Source organism: Mesorhizobium sp. Arg314, assembly GCF_053714275.1.
On the sequence record NZ_JBSKBP010000012.1, the window covers coordinates 79,870 to 95,361 of the forward strand.

13 protein-coding genes and 3 pseudogenes are annotated in these 15,492 nt (G+C 62.7%); 4 read left to right on the forward strand and 12 right to left on the reverse strand.

Going from position 1 to position 15,492, the window contains the following annotated elements; translation table 11 throughout:
- Positions 1-10: 10 nt before the first annotated feature.
- A pseudogene (locus ACWGS9_RS15235) lies at positions 11-314 on the reverse strand (hypothetical protein).
- 490 nt (positions 315-804) lie between these two features.
- Between ACWGS9_RS15235 and ACWGS9_RS15240 the strand changes: the two are divergent.
- A complete protein-coding gene (locus tag ACWGS9_RS15240; protein ID WP_454506031.1) occupies positions 805-2,106 on the forward strand; it encodes a glucoamylase family protein in 1,302 nt (433 codons plus the stop codon).
- Between the two features lie 546 nt (positions 2,107-2,652).
- Positions 2,653-3,885 carry a class I SAM-dependent methyltransferase gene (locus tag ACWGS9_RS15245; RefSeq protein ID WP_454506032.1) on the forward strand — a complete coding sequence of 411 codons (1,233 nt, stop codon included), beginning with the start codon at positions 2,653-2,655 and terminating at the stop codon, positions 3,883-3,885.
- Between the two features lie 117 nt (positions 3,886-4,002).
- Here ACWGS9_RS15245 and ACWGS9_RS15250 read toward each other — a convergent pair whose 3' ends face one another.
- Together ACWGS9_RS15250 and ACWGS9_RS15255 are read right to left on the reverse strand one after the other, a co-directional pair.
- Positions 4,003-4,257, reverse strand: a complete 255-nt coding sequence (locus ACWGS9_RS15250) for an ATP-binding protein (RefSeq protein WP_454506033.1) — start codon at positions 4,255-4,257, stop codon at positions 4,003-4,005.
- A 203-nt stretch (positions 4,258-4,460) separates the two neighbouring features.
- Positions 4,461-5,351, reverse strand: coding sequence for an adenylate/guanylate cyclase domain-containing protein (locus ACWGS9_RS15255; protein WP_454506034.1), 891 nt, complete (start codon positions 5,349-5,351; stop codon positions 4,461-4,463).
- A 450-nt stretch (positions 5,352-5,801) separates the two neighbouring features.
- Between ACWGS9_RS15255 and ACWGS9_RS15260 the strand changes: the two are divergent.
- Positions 5,802-6,079, forward strand: a pseudogene (locus tag ACWGS9_RS15260) (IS701 family transposase); the annotation flags it as partial.
- Positions 6,080-6,354: 275 nt separating this feature from the next.
- The gene (locus ACWGS9_RS15265; protein WP_454506035.1) at positions 6,355-6,738 is read left to right on the forward strand and encodes a hypothetical protein; all 384 of its coding nucleotides are present in this window, start codon (positions 6,355-6,357) and stop codon (positions 6,736-6,738) included.
- Positions 6,739-6,864: 126 nt separating this feature from the next.
- Here ACWGS9_RS15265 and ACWGS9_RS15270 read toward each other — a convergent pair.
- The 9 genes and pseudogenes from ACWGS9_RS15270 to ACWGS9_RS15310 all read right to left on the reverse strand — a co-directional run.
- Positions 6,865-6,966: pseudogene (locus ACWGS9_RS15270) on the reverse strand (SDR family oxidoreductase); the annotation flags it as partial.
- A 207-nt stretch (positions 6,967-7,173) separates the two neighbouring features.
- A complete protein-coding gene (atzF, locus tag ACWGS9_RS15275) occupies positions 7,174-8,976 on the reverse strand; it encodes an allophanate hydrolase (RefSeq protein WP_454506036.1) in 1,803 nt (600 codons plus the stop codon).
- Positions 8,973-9,323, reverse strand: coding sequence for a cupin domain-containing protein (locus tag ACWGS9_RS15280; RefSeq protein ID WP_454506037.1), 351 nt, complete (start codon positions 9,321-9,323; stop codon positions 8,973-8,975). The genes atzF and ACWGS9_RS15280 overlap by 4 nt, the downstream gene beginning before the upstream one ends.
- A complete protein-coding gene (locus ACWGS9_RS15285) occupies positions 9,316-9,984 on the reverse strand; it encodes a cysteine hydrolase family protein (protein WP_454506038.1) in 669 nt (222 codons plus the stop codon). Before ACWGS9_RS15285 ends, ACWGS9_RS15280 begins: the two co-directional genes overlap by 8 nt.
- On the reverse strand, positions 9,984-11,513 hold the full coding sequence (locus tag ACWGS9_RS15290; protein ID WP_454506039.1) for an ABC transporter ATP-binding protein: 1,530 nt from the start codon (positions 11,511-11,513) through the stop codon (positions 9,984-9,986). Before ACWGS9_RS15290 ends, ACWGS9_RS15285 begins: the two co-directional genes overlap by 1 nt.
- Before the next feature lie 10 nt (positions 11,514-11,523).
- The gene (biuH, locus tag ACWGS9_RS15295) at positions 11,524-12,225 is read right to left on the reverse strand and encodes a biuret amidohydrolase (RefSeq protein WP_454506040.1); all 702 of its coding nucleotides are present in this window, start codon (positions 12,223-12,225) and stop codon (positions 11,524-11,526) included.
- A gap of 14 nt (positions 12,226-12,239) precedes the next feature.
- Positions 12,240-13,166 (reverse strand): ABC transporter permease, encoded by a 927-nt coding sequence (locus ACWGS9_RS15300; protein ID WP_454506041.1) that lies wholly within the window; start codon positions 13,164-13,166, stop codon positions 12,240-12,242.
- The gene (locus tag ACWGS9_RS15305; protein ID WP_454506118.1) at positions 13,166-14,254 is read right to left on the reverse strand and encodes an ABC transporter permease; all 1,089 of its coding nucleotides are present in this window, start codon (positions 14,252-14,254) and stop codon (positions 13,166-13,168) included. The genes ACWGS9_RS15300 and ACWGS9_RS15305 overlap by 1 nt, the downstream gene beginning before the upstream one ends.
- A 56-nt stretch (positions 14,255-14,310) precedes the next feature.
- Positions 14,311-15,438, reverse strand: a complete 1,128-nt coding sequence (locus tag ACWGS9_RS15310) for a BMP family ABC transporter substrate-binding protein (RefSeq protein ID WP_454506042.1) — start codon at positions 15,436-15,438, stop codon at positions 14,311-14,313.
- Positions 15,439-15,492 lie beyond the last annotated feature (54 nt).

Sequence of the window (15,492 nt, forward strand, 5' to 3'; positions counted from 1 at the left end):
GGTTTGAGCGTCACGCATCGGGATCGATCGGTGTCACTCCAAGTAGCTTCAAAGCGTTTGCGAGCATCCGGATTCCCTGTGCCTCCTTCTTCTTGGCGCAGTACCGGTTTCCCTTTCTCTGAAGAGCTTTCGCCGCGGTGACCTGCGTTGCCGCGGTATGCGTTTCGAGGGCTTCGTCAACTTGGCGGCTGAGATTTGTGCAACGCTCGGTCCGAGTGAGCGGCGCCACCTTTGTATTGGAGGCTCCGGCAGCGCCCCGTGATTAGCGACGCGCCGACAAACGCACCCATCAAGCTGACCGAGATTCTTTGCATCGCTTGTCGCAATTGCAAACAAGTGCTGCATTGCTGCAGCCGATGGACTGACCCTCAAGCCGATGGTACGTGGAAGCTTCGCCAACGATTTCTGCCAGCACATGGAAATGGCCGATCGGTAAATCCGTAGGCTCCTTCGCAGCAGCATATCCATGTCGGTTGAGGAAGTGGCCACGAGAAGGATTGTCGGTGCGTTGGATCCTTGACGATACGCGGAGCGTTCTGATGATTGTCCTCGAAATCTGGTCAGGCGATCAATACGGGCGTGATGCGCTATGCACAGCGGGTGGCCGTGCTTGCGCCGCACTCCCATCCGCTGCTGTGGACGCCCCAAGCGCTATGCGATCGGCCCAATAGGCTTCACCGATCTCAAGCGGCTTGATTGACAAGCCACGCACTGCGACGGTTTCGATAGAAATGTGGCCGACCTCACTTATGATTGACTGGCCGGTAGGTGGGAGCCGCAACGAAAGCGCCTATATCGGCAGCCATGGATGCATCGAGCGACCACCCGCTGAACGACCAGCTTCTCTCGGACATCCAGCGCCGGTCCTTCGAGTATTTTCTCAAAGAGGCCAATGCGGCAAATGGCCTGATCGCCGACCGCAACGCTCCAGGGGCTCCCGCCAGCATAGCCGCGGTCGGGCTCGCCTTGTCGTCCTATCCGGTCGGAGTCGAGCGCGGGTTCACGACGCGCACCGCCGCCGTTGAACGGACGCTCGCCACGCTTCGCTTCTTCTGGGATGCGCCGCACGGGCCAGAACCCGACGCCACCGGACACAAGGGCTTCTACTACCATTTCTTGGATATGAAGACAGGACGCCGTGTCTGGAACTGTGAACTGTCCACGGTTGACACGGCGTTTCTGCTTGCCGGCGTTCTGGCCGCCGGCACCTATTTTGACGGCGACGATGAATCCGAACTGGAAATCCGCCGGCTCGCCAAATTGCTCTACCGCCGCGCCGACTGGCGCTGGGCGCAAAATGGCGGCGCGACCGTCAGCCACGGCTGGCGGCCCGAGAAGGGCTTCCTGCGCTACCGCTGGGAAGGCTATGATGAGGCGCTGATCCTCTATGTGCTGGGCCTCGGCTCGCCGACCCATCCGCTGCCGCCCGAGAGCTACGCAGCTTGGCTATCCACCTACAAATGGAAGAAGATCTATAGCCGGGAACTCGTCTATGCCGGTCCGCTCTTCATCCACCAGTTCTCGCATATCTGGATCGATTTCCGCAGCATCCGCGATGCTTTCATGCGCAAGCACAGCAGCGACTATTTCGAGAACAGCCGCCAGGCGGCCTTTCTGCAGCGCGATTACGCCATCCGCAATCCGAAGGGCTTCAGTGGCTATGGCGAGAATTGCTGGGGCATCACAGCCAGTGACGGCCCAGGTCCGACAAAACGCCGCATGACTGTCGGTGGCCGCCGCTTCTACGGCTATCTGGCGCGCGGCGTACCCTTCGGTCCGGATGACGGTACACTGTCGCCATGGGCGGCGATTACATCATTACCTTTTGCGCCGGAGATCGTCCTGCCGGCGCTGCGCCATTTCCAAGAGATGGACTTGCACGAGGGCAACCCTTACGGCTTCACCGCAAGCTTCAATCCGACGATCGCAGCTGCCGACGGCCGGTCCAGCGGCTGGGTGTCGCCAAACCATGTCGGCATCAACCAGGGGCCAATCGCCTTGATGATCGAGAATTACCGGTCGGACTTCCTGTGGCAACTGATGCGCCGCGTGCCGGCCATCGCCAGGGGGTTACGCAGAGCCGGTTTTTCCGGCGGCTGGCTATAGAGGGTTTGGCTGTTGAAGCGCGACGAGGGCGAGCGCAGCGCCTATCGTCGATGGTGCCAATGGTTAGGATTTCTTATCGCCGTTTGGGTTTGGTACCGGTGCCTCCCGCACGTCTCGCGGCGGCGGATCGACATGCTCAGGCTCTGGTGCGTTCTTGTCGTGGGGGCGGACAGGCGTCTTCTTTGGGCCGGACTTCGGCGGCGGCCGCTCTTGGGTTTGGCTTGGCATCAGTCTCACTCTCCTACCTGAAAACCGGATAGGCCCGCTCTTTGTTCCGATGGCGCCAATGAATAGCCAGCCACCATCGGCAACGGCTATCTGCGCCTGGGTCAATTTGAAATTTCGGCCAGATCCCAAGGGGCAGTGCCCCCGAACTAGCCCGCTTCGTTTCCCGCTAGTTCAATGGGGATTTGAATCAAGCTCGGGACTGCTAAACTTGTATGAGTGGAGGGCAGTGAGAAACCTCCTTAAGACGAGCATGCGACGTCGCCTAATCAAGGAATCTGACCGTCTCATAAAGGCTGCAGCGAGCGGGGGCGGAATGCAATGAACGTTATGTTGCGTCATATTCTTAAACGGCTGGTACGGCAGGGAAGCCTTCGTGTCACCGGGCCGGATGGCCGGGTCGACAAATTCGGTGACGGGAGTGGCGAACCGGCTCACATCCACATCAAGTCAAGGCGAGCTGAGCGCTCCATAACCTTCGATCCGATGCTCGCCCTGCCCGAAGCCTATATGAGCGGCGAAGTCGACATTCCTGAAGGCGGTGTGCTGGGGCTGATGCGCATCGTCTTTCAAAACATCGGCAATGCCGGCATCGATACGGCATGGACGAAGGCGCTCGACCGGATGCGGCATGCGTTCCGGCGCTTCCAGCAGATCAATACCACGTTGCGCTCACGCCGCAATGTCGAAGCGCATTACGATCTGTCGGTTGAGCTCTACAAGTTATTTCTCGATAACGACATGCAGTACTCATGTGCGTATTTCCAACGATCGGACATGACGCTCGAAGAGGCTCAGTCGGCCAAGAAGCGTCATATCGCCGCCAAACTGAAATTGAAGCCCGGGCTCAAGGTGCTCGATATCGGGTCGGGTTGGGGTGGGCTTGGCCTGTATCTGGCCAGTTCTTTCAAAACAGACGTGCTGGGCGTGACGCTGTCGAGAGAGCAACATGCCGTTGCCACCGAGCGGGCACGTTCTGAAGGGGTGGCAAGCCGCGCCCGTTTCGAGGTCAAGGACTATCGTGAACTTGGCGAGCGTTTCGACCGCATAGTCTCGGTAGGGATGTTCGAGCATGTCGGCGTCAACCACTACGGCACTTTCTTCGACAAGTGCGCGACGCTGCTGGACCCGGATGGTGTTGCCCTGCTCCACACCGTCGGCCGTTCCGGTCCGCCTTCGGTGACAAGCGCCTTTGTGCGCAAACACATTTTTCCAGGGGGCTATGTTCCGGCCTTGTCGGAAGTGCTGCCGGCGATCGAGGAAGCTGGACTGGTCGTCACCGATGTGGAGGTCCTGCGCCTGCATTATGCCGACACTTTAAGACAATGGGGTCAACGCTTTGCCGCCAACCGGGAGAAAGCCAAGGCGATCTACGACGAACGCTTCTGCCGGATGTGGGAGTTTTACTTGGCGGCCTCCGAAGCCTCATTCCGCTGGCAGGATCTTGTAGTTTTCCAGATCCAACTCACCCGCAGGAACGATACGCTGCCGAACAGCCGCGATTACATAGCTAAATGTGAGAAGTTGCTCGAATTGCGGGATTTGGCTCACTGAAATAGGCATTGTGGGTCACGACGTCGCCGAGCAAATCACAATTGGGCGCTCATTTCCTGGCGACGCAGACGAGCAGCCCGCCGGAGGACTCGCACGAGGCTGGCGCACGGGCCGTATCTAAGTCAAGTCGATTTGGGCCATAAGCCGCTGCTCGATATGGCGAAGCGGATAGGTTGGACCGTCTGTCTGAATGACGTGACAATGATGCAAAGTCCGGTCGAGAATGGCAGAGGCGAGTGTCTCGTTCGCCGGCCAGCATGGCGGGCTGTTCAGTGGTGGATCAATTCTAACGCCCCAGGTTCGCTCGGGCAGCGCGCGCAATTCGACTGGCCAAGCAGAGAGTTTGAAAAATTCCAGGACCCAAGTTGCCACCGGTTCCTCGAATGACCGGATCGGGGGGTCGAAACGGAAGGTCAGCTTTTCGCAGTCCAACTTGGAAAGCAGACGTTCCTAGATTTGTCCTTGGCACCCATCGATGAAGGGTCGATCTCAAGGGCTGTCAAACGGTAGGACGCGGCATCGATGGCGTCAGCGAACCAGCTTGACGCCGGTCGCGGCCGACGAGTCCGGCCAGGTCAGGCTGAGACAATTTCGTAGTGAAGAACCTGGGCGTCGCCGAGGGACGACTTCAGTCCAGGCGAGATGACGCCGGAGCCGAAGAGGAGAATATCTTCGCGGCGTACGAATACTTCATGGCCGGGTCCCATCGACACAAATGTTCCCGACGAGCTTCGCTCGACAAGCCGGGCCCTGCCATTCGAAATAGTGAAGGTCGCGTGGTGCCTTGAAACCCACGCCCGGTCGACGACAATATTGCATTCCGGGGATCGGCCGATGGTCACGAATTCGTTGTTTCGACAGGATCGCAACTGATCTCCGTACCGGATGACCAGATTGATCTGCCGCGGCGGGGCGGAGCGCCTGCCGACAAAGGTGCCCCGGCTGGCGATGTGTGTACTGAGGGTTCCATCGTCGCCCCCCAGGGTATAGACATCGAAGAGTTCTTGCTTCCCCTTGAAGTCCATTTTGTCGAGGAGCCGCAGTGCCTTGCGGCTGCCCGCGGAAAGGGCTTCGAAGAAGCTCTGGCTGATCAGCACCTCCCCGGGGTTGGCCGTGGTGGACAACCTTGCGGTGACATTGACAACGTCACCGAATACCGCGCCCCGCGCGCGAATGACCGCCCCGAAATGCAATCCGATACGAGCGATCAACGGCCCTTTCGTCAATTGGCTGCTGATTTGGCAGACGGCCCCCAGCGCCGTCTCCGGGCTCTCGAACAGGCTGAGTACATCATCGCCCTTCGAGTAGATGAAATCACCGCCGTGTTGGGCGACGATCGCTCGCATTGCGTCCAGACAGCACGAAACCTGCAGCAAGGCGGCATCGTCGCCGATGCGCTCATAGAGCGGCGTGGTGCCCACGACATCAGCTAAGAGGACTGCGGCAAGACGCCTTTCCTGATCCATCGATCTCGTATCTCGCTCCGAGAACGCAGCGTGTATAACACACCGAGTTGCCTGCACCTATCTACTTGCGCGCCGCGGGGCCGAGGCGATGCTTCGGGTGATCGTCGCGGACGGACAGGCGTCTGCCTTCACTCATCTCTCCAATTCACGTCACCGGCAAAGGCTTTCGCGATAGAAAGCAGCGGCCGATTATCAGGAAGCGACATGAGGCGCATTGCAATCACGGCTCCACTCTGGAGGTGGAGCCGCTTTGGTCAGATCTCCGTTGCCTAGGCAAGTTCAAGGGCGTTGCGAAATGAGGGAACAGTGTCTCCATATTGATCCTCAAGGACGTGTCGGCCTTGTCCGTCGTACCCAGGACGGTCCTTTTGGGAGATCTCGTCAGCATTGGCATCACCTATCGGCCGGAAATGCACGACGAGGAGATCAACACTGTCGAGGGTTTCCTTGCGCGTATGCGAACAGGCGCATCAACAACTCAAAGAGGAACTCGGCCTCGATCGCTTCGAGGGGCGCTCATGGACCGGCCTTCACCGCCACGCCCCAATGACCATGATTGCCTACGCCTTCCTGCAATCTCGCCGCCTCAAACAAGCGAGAGGGGAAAAAAGAATCCTCGGCCCGCCGCTGCAACCAAGCCTACCCGCCGTCAGGCAAGCCATCCTCTCCGCGCTCGCATAACCGCCCCCAACCAAATGCCCGCACTGCAGCAGTCCCATCCAAGCTAAAAGTCTGCCAAAGTAGTGCTAGTCTGGCCTTCATTTCCCAACGCCGGCGCAGCTCCTCGCGGAAAACGCTTCTGGCCTCCTGCCGCCCGGCTTTCCGAGGCCACGGCTCTGATCAGCGACCTGGAAGACGGTAAGCGGGTTCCGGGCAAGGCGGTAATTGTGATGGATCGAGTGAATTGCCGAACGCTAAAAGATACCAATCCTCAATGGCGACATCTTGTCGCCGAACGATAGACTGCCACTTTCGCAATCCCGTAACTTCATGGAGAATTTCAATGACGCGAATACTGTTTGTCGGCCAGAAACCTGAAACCGTCGACTTCTCGGACCCGTCCTTGCCGCCCGGCTTCAATGCCGAAAAGATCAACGCCGGGATCGCTTTGGGCGTGGCGAAGATTGAGGAACGGGGTTGGCAGGGCGATACCTGCATGATCACGCCCGATACCGTTGGATTTGCGGTACTCAAAAGAGCGCTGGGCGATGCTGCGTATGATTGCGTGGTGATCGGAGGCGGCCTCAGGCTGCCGCCCAAGGGCCTACCGTTGTTCGAAACCGTTGTGAACATTATCCACAAGGCGGCGCCGAACGCTGCTATAGCCTTCAACACAAGACCCGAGGACACCGCAGATGCCGCTGCCCGTCAACTCCCCACGGGTTGATGGGCCTGCTGCGGATGTGACCTAGAGAAGACAATTTTGTCGGTAGTGCATCGGGCGGTGGCACCTCGCCAGAAGCCGCGGTTTCCGGCCTTTTGAGCCAGACCCTCGCGGGGAAGCGCAGAATGCTCAGCGGATTCCCGCCAGGTTGAAGCCGCCGTCCACCAATATACTGTGGCCGGTGACGAACCGCACGTCGTCCGTGCATAGCCAGACGGCGACATCGCCGACATCTTCGGGTCCGCGATGCGTTTCAACGCAGCGTGCGCCGCAACGGCGGAAAGCATGCTGTCGGGCAGGAGTTCGTTCATTGGGTCCTGGTCACGCCGGGGCTAACGTTGTTGATGCGGATCCCGTCGGGGCCGACCTGAGAAATTCAGCCTGCCTCGGTCGGTGGCGCCAGTTGCTCTTGCCTTCGCAAAGTCCGTCCACGGGTGTTCAAGCGGGAGCACGATCTGACAGAAAGCGGCGCCAGCCGCCGAACGACGAGATGTCGGAAGCGCCCAGCAAGCCGACGGATTCCACCAGAAAGCCTTTGGCGGTGCTGCCGTCATCAAGTTCGATACTGCCAATGCCCAGCGGCGGCGGGATGGCGGCCACAAAGTGGCCGAAAGCGGCGGCAGGTAGCCGCCAGACCTCTACCTCGATCGCAGTGCCGCCGTTCCCGACTCGGACCAGCCCCGGCTTGGGCATGGCCTGGCCAGCGAGCTCATAAAGCTTGTATGAAGAGGCCGTCCTCATCGCCCGGCAGAACCGGGCACCGGCATCCTTGAGCTGGCCATTGAGCGGCATTCCCGAGAGGTGAGCGCCAACCACCACCAATTCGATCGTGCCGTCTTCGGCCGATGCGCCGACAGGCTGTGCGCTCGGCTGTCGCCAGCCGGTCGCGCCGAGGGTGAGACCGCTCGCGGCATGGAGATCGCGCGCGACGGACGCCACAAGGCCGTCCACTCCGGCGGCCGCAAGCAGCGTGACGCTCATTGGCAGGCCGTCATCGCGCGCACCGGTCGGCACGGCGATGCCGCACATGTCGAGCAAATTGACGAAGTTGGTGTAGGTGCCGAGCCGGCTGTTGGTCTCGACCGGATCGGCGAGCACGGCGGCAGTGGTGTAATGCGTCGGCGCGGTCGGCACGCAGAACAGGTCGACCGAGGCGATGACCGGGGCGAGCCTGGCCCGGTAGGCCTGCAAGGCATAGAGGCCGCGGAAGGCGTCCGCCGCCGACAGCTTCCTGGCGCCGCCGATGATCTTACGCGTCACCGGATGCACGGCGGCTTCGTTGGCTTCCATAAAATCGCGGATCGCGGCATAGCGTTCGGCCACCCAGGCGCCCTCGTAGAGGAGGTTGGCGGTGGCGTAGAAATTGCCGAAGGGAATCTCGACTAACCGGCAGCCGAGCCGGGACAGCATGGCAAGCGAGTATTCGAAGCCTGCGTGCATCGCCGCATCGCCGAAGAATTTCAGGTCGGCTTTTGCCGGGATGCCGACGCTCAGCACTGGCGGGCGGGCGGCGAGCGGCTGGACTGCGATGTTGCGCGAATAAGCATCGGCCGCATCGCGCGCGGCTGCGACCGAGAACACCCGATAGGCGTCATCGACGGTCAGCGCGAACACCGAGACGCAGTCCAGCGTGCGGCAGGCCGGCACGACGCCGGCCGTAGACAACGCACCGACGGTCGGCTTCAGCCCGACGATGTTGTTGAGGCCGGCCGGGATGCGGCCGGAGCCGGCGGTGTCGGTGCCGAGCGCGAAGGAGACGATACCGCGCGCCGTCGCCACCGCCGACCCTGAGGAGGAGCCACCTGGGACCAGCTCCGGGTCGATGGCGTTGCGCGGGATTGGCCAAGGCGTGCGCACGCCGACAAGGCCGGTGGCGAACTGGTCGAGATTGGTCTTGCCGACGACCAGCGCGCCGGCGGCCTTGAGCCTCGCCACCACGGTGGCGTCCTTGTCCGGCCAGTAAGTGTATTCGGCGCAGGCCGCCGTCGTCGGCATGCCGGCGACGTCGATGTTGTCCTTGACGGCGAAGGGGATGCCCCACAGCGGTTTTGCCACCGGGTCGAACGGGTCGAGCGCTTCGGCCGCGGCAAGGAGATCCGCCCTGGCGGTGAGATGGATGAAGATGCCCGGATCATCAGCTGTCTCGATGCGGGCGAAAATCGTCGCGATCACGGCGGCAACGCCGACGCCGCCCCGATAGGCCGCGTGCAGGCTCTCTATATCGAAGTGGACATCCCTCATTTCGTCTCCCCCAGAATGATCACCGGCAGGTCCCACTGGATCAGCACGACGCAACCGTCCGTCGTCCACACCGAATGCTCGGTCCCGACTGGATTGAGGATCACGCTGCCGGCAGGATAGTCGCCGTTCTCGTCGCCCTGGGTACCTTCCAGCACGACGATGGTCTCGAGCCCGACGTGGCGGTGGCGCGGCACGCTGGCGCCGGGCCGGTAGTTCAGGATGGCGACGGATGGTTCCACCGGACCACCCTTCAGAAGCCAGTGCACGGTGATGCCGTCACGGAAATGCTCGAATGCCAGATGGCGCCAGCCGCCGTCGAGCAGGCCGGCAAAAGCAAGGTTAGGCATTGGCTATTCCCTCGAGCACCTGGTCGGTCGTCGCCGTCCAGCCGACGATGGCGCCCTGCGCCGTGATCATGGCGATCGCCGCCGCCTTGAACTCCGGGAAGTAGCTCTCCGTCGCGTCCTCGGCCAGCAGGCACTCATAACCACGGTCGTTGGCCTCGCGCATCGTCGTCTGCACGCAGACTTCGGTGGTGACGCCGGCAAAGACCAGTTGCTCGGCGCCGAGCCTCTTGAGGGCATCGCCGAAGGAGGTTGCATAGAAGGCGCCCTTGCCCGGCTTCTCAATGACGATCTCGCCGGGCAGCGGCGCAAGTTCGTCGAGGATCGCCGTACCCGGCTCGCCGGCGATCAGCACGCGGCCCATCGGCCCGGCATCGCCGATGCGGATCGACGGATTGCCGCGATTGCGCTTGGCCGGCGGCAGGTCGGAAAGGTCGGGTCTGTGACACTCCATGGTGTGGATCACCGGCAGGCCGGCGGCGCGAAAGCCCTCGATCAATCTCTTCACCGTCGGCACGATCGCGGTCACGCGGCCGACGTCGTTGCCGAGGCTGGCGCCGAAGCCGCCGGGTTCGGCGAAGTCGCGTTGCATGTCGATGACGACCAGCGCCATGGTCCGCTGCTTGAAGGCGAACGGAAATGGCTGCGCTGCGATTTCCGCCATCAGTGATGTCCCGCCATGTGCTCGCCGATTGTCTGGACACTGGCCTGTGCGATCGGTGTCTCGTAGACCAGCGCGCCATCCGACATGACGAAGATGCGGTCTGAAAGCTCGAGCAGTTCGTCAAGATCCTCCGACATCAGAAGCACGGCGGCACCCGCATTGCGCGCCTTCATGATGCGGGCACGGATCTCGGCCACGGCCGAGAAGTCGAGGCCGAAGCACGGGTTGGAGACGATCAGCAGATCGACTTCGCCGGTCAGCTCGCGGGCAAGCACGGCGCGCTGCACATTGCCGCCCGACAGCGAGGCGATCGGCGAGGCAAGCGATGCGGTCTTGACCTTGAACTGCTCGACCAGCCTGGCGCTGAATGTCTTGATGGCGCTGGCGCTGATCCAGCTCACCGGCTTGCCATTGCTGTCGATGTCGAAGGTGCGGAAAGAAATGTTCTCAGCCACCGTCATCTTCGGCGCGCAGGCGTTTTTCAGCGGCTCTTCCGGGATGAGGCGGACATTGAGCGCCCGCGCCTCGGCCCGGGTCGCCGCATAGGCAGCACCGCGCACCATGACTTCGCCGGCGTCGCGCGGGCGCTGCCCGGCCAGCACTTCGAGGAATTCCTTCTGGCCGTTGCCGGAAATGCCGGCGATGCCGACGACCTCGCCGGAGCGCACGCCGAGATCTTCGATCCGGATCGACTTCAGGCCAGTGCGGTCCGGCGCCTTCAGCGCCTTGACCTTTAGCACGATCTCGGCATCTGGCCTGGGCTCGGCGCGGCTGTCGAGCGCGGCGATCGGCTGATCGCCGATCATCATCGCCGCCATCTCTCTGTGGGAGAGTTCCGATACTTTTCCGGTTCCGGTCAACCTGCCCTTGCGCAGCACTGTGATGTCGTCGGCGAATGCGGTCACCTCATGGAATTTGTGCGAGATCATCAGTACGGTCAGTTCGCCCGCTTTTGTCATGTCGCGCACCAGGCCAAGCACTTCCTGCGCTTCGCCAGGCGTGAGCACGGAGGTCGGTTCGTCCAGCACCAGGAAGGAGCGGCCGAGATAGAGCTGCTTGACGATCTCCAGCTTCTGCTTCTCGCCGGCCGCAAGCTCGGCCACCTTGACGTCGAGCGGCAATTTGAACGGCATGCGATCCATGAACACGGCAAGGTCGCCACGCTCCTTGCGCCAGTCGATCACGCCGGGAACCTTCCCACGCGAAATGACCAGGTTTTCCGCGCCCGTCAGCGACGGGACGAGCGTGAAATGCTGGTAGACCATGCCGAGGCCGAGCGCCGAGGCGTCCCTCGGACTGGTGATCGCCACCTCGCGGCCGTCGACCAGCATGTCGCCGGCGGTCGGGTGATAAAAACCCATCATGCATTTGACCAGCGTCGACTTGCCGGCGCCGTTTTCGCCGAGCAGTGCGTGGAAAGAGCCGGCCGGCACGTTGATCGAGACGTCGCCCAGTGCCGTGAAGGCGCCGAAACGCATGGTCGTGCCGATGGCCTCGACACCGACGGCTTTTCTGACGCTGTCGCTCATCGCGCCCTCCTCATGGCAGCTGCGCGACGAAGGACGCCGAGTTCGACACCGCGCCGAAGACGCCGCCCTGCATCTTGATCATCTTGATGGCGGCGAGATGATTGCCGTAGTCGGTCGCGCCGCAGCAATCCTCCAGCATCACGCATTCGAAGCCGCGGTCGTTGGCCTCGCGCATGGTGGTATGGACGCAGACATCGGTGGTGATGCCGGTGAGCACGATGTTGTCGATACCACGCTGGTTGAGGATCAGCTCCAGGTCGGTGGCGCAGAACGATCCCTTGCCCGGCTTGTCGATGATCGGCTCGCCCTTGGCCGGATAGAGATCGGGGATGATGTCCCAGCCCGGCTCGCCGCGCACCAGGATGCGCCCGCAGGGACCGGGGTCGCCAATGCCTGCATTGATGCGGCGCGAGCGCCAGCGCTTGTTGGCGGGCAGGTCGGCGAGGTCGGGACGGTGGCCCTCGCGGGTGTGGATGATGGTGTAGCCTTTCGCGCGCATGACCGACAGCACCGACTTGATCGGCTCGATCGGCGCGCGCACCAGCGAGAGGTCGTAGCCCATGTGGTCGACATACCCGCCCGGTCCGCAGAAATCAGTCTGCATGTCGATGATGATCAACGCCGTGTTGTCCGGGCGAAGTTCGCCATTGTAGGGCCATGGATACGGGTCGGCGTCGATATAGCGCTGGGTGATTTCGGCTCTGGCGTTCATGGCAAAAACTCCAGTTACTTGGTGATCGACAATTCGCCCGGCGCGCCGGCAAGCGAACGGGTCGGCGACGAGGTGGCGATCATGATGACGAGGGTGAGGATGTAGGGCGCGGCGTAGAACAGGTAGTAGCCTTGCGTGACGCCGACCGACTGCAGCGCCGGCCCGAGCGCGCCGGCGCCGCCGAACAGAAGGGCAGCGGCAAAGCAGCCAAGCGGGTTCCAGCGCGCGAAGATGACCAGAGCCACAGCCATCAGCCCCTGGCCGGACGAGATGCGCTCGGTCCAGCTGCCGGGATAGTAGAGCGACAGATAGGCGCCGCCGATGCCGGCCAGCGCGCCGCCGACGCCGGTGGCGACGAGGCGCACCGTGTTGGGGTTGAGACCCATGGCGCGCGCGGCGTCGGAACTGTCGCCGACGACGCGCACGATGAGGCCGGCGCGGGTGTTGCGGAAAGCCCACCACAGGACGAGTGAAAGTGCCGCACCGATCAGGAACAGGACGTTGACGTCGAGTGCCGCCTGCACCTGCGGAATGTCGGACCAGTCGCCGAAGGGAATGGCCGGAAGGTTGGGCGCCTTCGGCTTGATGAACGGCTTGCCGAAGAAGAAGGCGAGCCCCGAGCCGAACAGCATCAGCGCGATGCCGATGGCGATGTCGTTGACTTTCGGGAATTTGCAGATCCAGCCATGAAACAGGCCGAAGCAAAGGCCAGCGGCCGCGGCGGCCAACAGACCGAGCCATGGCGAGTCGGTCATGACCGCGACCGCATATGCGGTCATGGCGCCGAAGACGAGCGTGCCTTCGAGCCCCAGATTGATGCGGCCGGAGCGCTCGGTGATGGCTTCGCCCAGCGAAACGAAGATAAAGGGCGTCGACACGCGGATGGCGCCGCCGAGGATGGCGAGCGGAACGCCCCAGAGGCCGATCTCGGTTGCGTCCATCAGGAGGCCCTCTGCCACAAATCGGGATTGAAGGCCTTGAAGCGGCCGTACAAGGTTTCGCTGAACAGGATGACGATGAACAGCATGCCTTGCAGAACCAGCACGGTGGCGTCGGGGAGGTCCATGCGGCGCTGGATCAGCCCGCCGGACGCGTCGATGCCGCCGAGCAGGATGGCGACCGGAATGATGGCCAGCGGGTTGTGGCGAGCGAGGAAGGCGACGAGGATGCCGGTGTAGCCATAGCCGGCGGCGAGCGAGCCGTTGGCGCTGCCCTGCACCGCAGCGACTTCCAGCATGCCGGCAAGACCGGCAAAGCCGCCGGCAAGCGCGGTAAAGCCAACGATCAGCGGTCCGACGGCCAGCCCCTGCACCTGCGCTGCCCTGACATTGCCGCCGGCAATGCGGGCGGCAAAGCCCCAGCGGGTCTTTTCGATCAGCACCCAGGAGAGCACGCAGGCGACGACGCCGACGGCAAGCCCCCAATGCACCTCCATGCCCGGAATGTTGCCGATGCGGTAGATATCGGCGAGCGGTTGGGTCGAGGGCTTGTTGAGCGAGGCCGGGTCGCGCAGCGGCCCTTCCACCAGCTGGTTCATCAGGGCGATGGCGATGTAGGCCATCAGCAGGCTGGAGATGGTTTCGTTGACGGCCCGGTAGTGGCGGAGCGCGCCGACGGCACCTATCCAGATGCCGCCGGCGGCCATGCCCGCCACGCCCATGGCAAGAATGACGATTGATGATGGCGCGCCGCTCAGCGCCACGCCGATGGCAGCGGCGGCGACGCCGCCGAGAACGATGGCGCCCTCGCCGCCGATGACGACGAGGCCGAGCCGCGCCGGCAGCGCCACGCAGAGCGCCGCCAGCAGGAGCGGTGCTCCTCGCGACAGCGAGTTCTGGATGGAGAACCACGAACCGAAGCCGCCGCGCCACATGGTTTCATAGAGTTGGACCGGCGACTTGCCGACCAGCGCAATGAACAGGCTGAACAGGACCATGCCGACGAGAAGTGCCGCGAGCGGAATGACGAAAGCTTCCGCCCGCCTGGCGATCCATTCGAGCGCCGCCGGATATCCCCTGGCACCGAGCATCGGCACCCCCGTACTGCTGGTCGTATCCGTCATGGTCCCCGCCTCCGCGCTCGGCTTCAGGCGGTCGAGCCGACGACGCCCTCGACGAGATAGTCCATGCTTTCGAGCTCGATGGCGGTCTCGGCGAAGGCCTGGCCTTCCGTCGCCACGACGGCGCCCTTGTTGCTCTTCAGCGGGCCCTTGATGACGGAGAAGCCGCCCTTCATCATTTCGGCCAGGGTGGCGTCGAATTGCTTGCGGGCCGCCTCGCCGACGGCGGGACCGAGCGGGCTCATCTTGACGAAGCCGTCGGCCAGTCCGCCGCGGGTGAAATTGGGCAGCGGCGTGCCGGCGATGAGGTCGTCGACGAACATCTTGTAGACCTTGGCCCAGTTCCACTCGGCGCCGGTGAGGTATTTTTCCGGCGCCAGCGGGCTCTGGTTGGCGTGATAGCCGCAGACGAAGGCGCCGCGGCCGGCTGCCGTCTCGACCACCACTTTCGGGCTATCGACATGGCAGGTGATGACGTCGGCGCCCTGGTCGACCAGGGCGTTGGTGGCCTCCGCCTCCTTGACCGCCAGCGACCACTCGCCGGTGAAGATGACCTGGCAGGTGATGGTCGGGTCGACCGAGCGGGCGCCGAGCAGGAAGGAATTGATGTTGAGCAGCACCTGCGGGATCGGCTTGGCGGCGACGAAGCCGAGCTTCTTGCTCTTCGAGGTGTGGCCGGCGACGACGCCGTTGAGATACTGGCCCATGCCGATATAGCCGAAATAGGAACCGGCGTTCATCGGATGCTTGTCCTTGTTCCACATGCCGCCGCAATGGCGGAACTGCACATCGGGGAATTTCGCACACATGGCCAGCATGTGCGGATCGAAATAGCCGAAGGAGGTCGGGAAGATCAGCGAGGCACCGTCGAGGTTGATCATCGATTCCATCGTCTTCTGAACGTCGACCGTCTCGGGAACGTTTTCCTCCTCGACGACGGAGATGCCATCGATGCCCTTCAGCGACGCCGCCCCCTCGGCATGCGCCTGGTTATAGCCGTAGTCGTCCTTCGGGCCGACATAGATGAAGCCGACGGTGGCGGCGGCGGCGAAGGCGCGGCTGATCGGAAAGGATGCCGACGCCAGGCCGAGTGCGGCTCCCGCGGCGGAGGTCTTGAGCATCTGGCGGCGGTTAAGCATGAATCTGTCGGTCATAGTGAATGCTCCCCTTTAGGACCCTTTTCCGGGTCGGTTAACATGCCGTCAAGA

What these genes read in the sequence shown, in the direction of transcription:
- biuH (WP_454506040.1), bottom strand. Translation starts at nt 12,225, where the DNA reads ATGAACGCCAGAGCCGAAATCACCCAGCGCTATATCGACGCCGACCCG.
- ACWGS9_RS15310 (WP_454506042.1), bottom strand. Translation starts at nt 15,438, where the DNA reads ATGACCGACAGATTCATGCTTAACCGCCGCCAGATGCTCAAGACCTCC.
- ACWGS9_RS15280 (WP_454506037.1), bottom strand. Translation starts at nt 9,323, where the DNA reads ATGCCTAACCTTGCTTTTGCCGGCCTGCTCGACGGCGGCTGGCGCCAT.
- ACWGS9_RS15240 (WP_454506031.1), top strand. Translation starts at nt 805, where the DNA reads ATGGATGCATCGAGCGACCACCCGCTGAACGACCAGCTTCTCTCGGAC.
- ACWGS9_RS15305 (WP_454506118.1), bottom strand. Translation starts at nt 14,254, where the DNA reads ATGCTCGGTGCCAGGGGATATCCGGCGGCGCTCGAATGGATCGCCAGG.
- ACWGS9_RS15300 (WP_454506041.1), bottom strand. Translation starts at nt 13,166, where the DNA reads ATGGACGCAACCGAGATCGGCCTCTGGGGCGTTCCGCTCGCCATCCTC.
- atzF (WP_454506036.1), bottom strand. Translation starts at nt 8,976, where the DNA reads ATGAGGGATGTCCACTTCGATATAGAGAGCCTGCACGCGGCCTATCGG.
- ACWGS9_RS15265 (WP_454506035.1), top strand. Translation starts at nt 6,355, where the DNA reads ATGACGCGAATACTGTTTGTCGGCCAGAAACCTGAAACCGTCGACTTC.
- ACWGS9_RS15285 (WP_454506038.1), bottom strand. Translation starts at nt 9,984, where the DNA reads ATGGCGGAAATCGCAGCGCAGCCATTTCCGTTCGCCTTCAAGCAGCGG.
- ACWGS9_RS15255 (WP_454506034.1), bottom strand. Translation starts at nt 5,351, where the DNA reads ATGGATCAGGAAAGGCGTCTTGCCGCAGTCCTCTTAGCTGATGTCGTG.
- ACWGS9_RS15290 (WP_454506039.1), bottom strand. Translation starts at nt 11,513, where the DNA reads ATGAGCGACAGCGTCAGAAAAGCCGTCGGTGTCGAGGCCATCGGCACG.
- ACWGS9_RS15245 (WP_454506032.1), top strand. Translation starts at nt 2,653, where the DNA reads ATGAACGTTATGTTGCGTCATATTCTTAAACGGCTGGTACGGCAGGGA.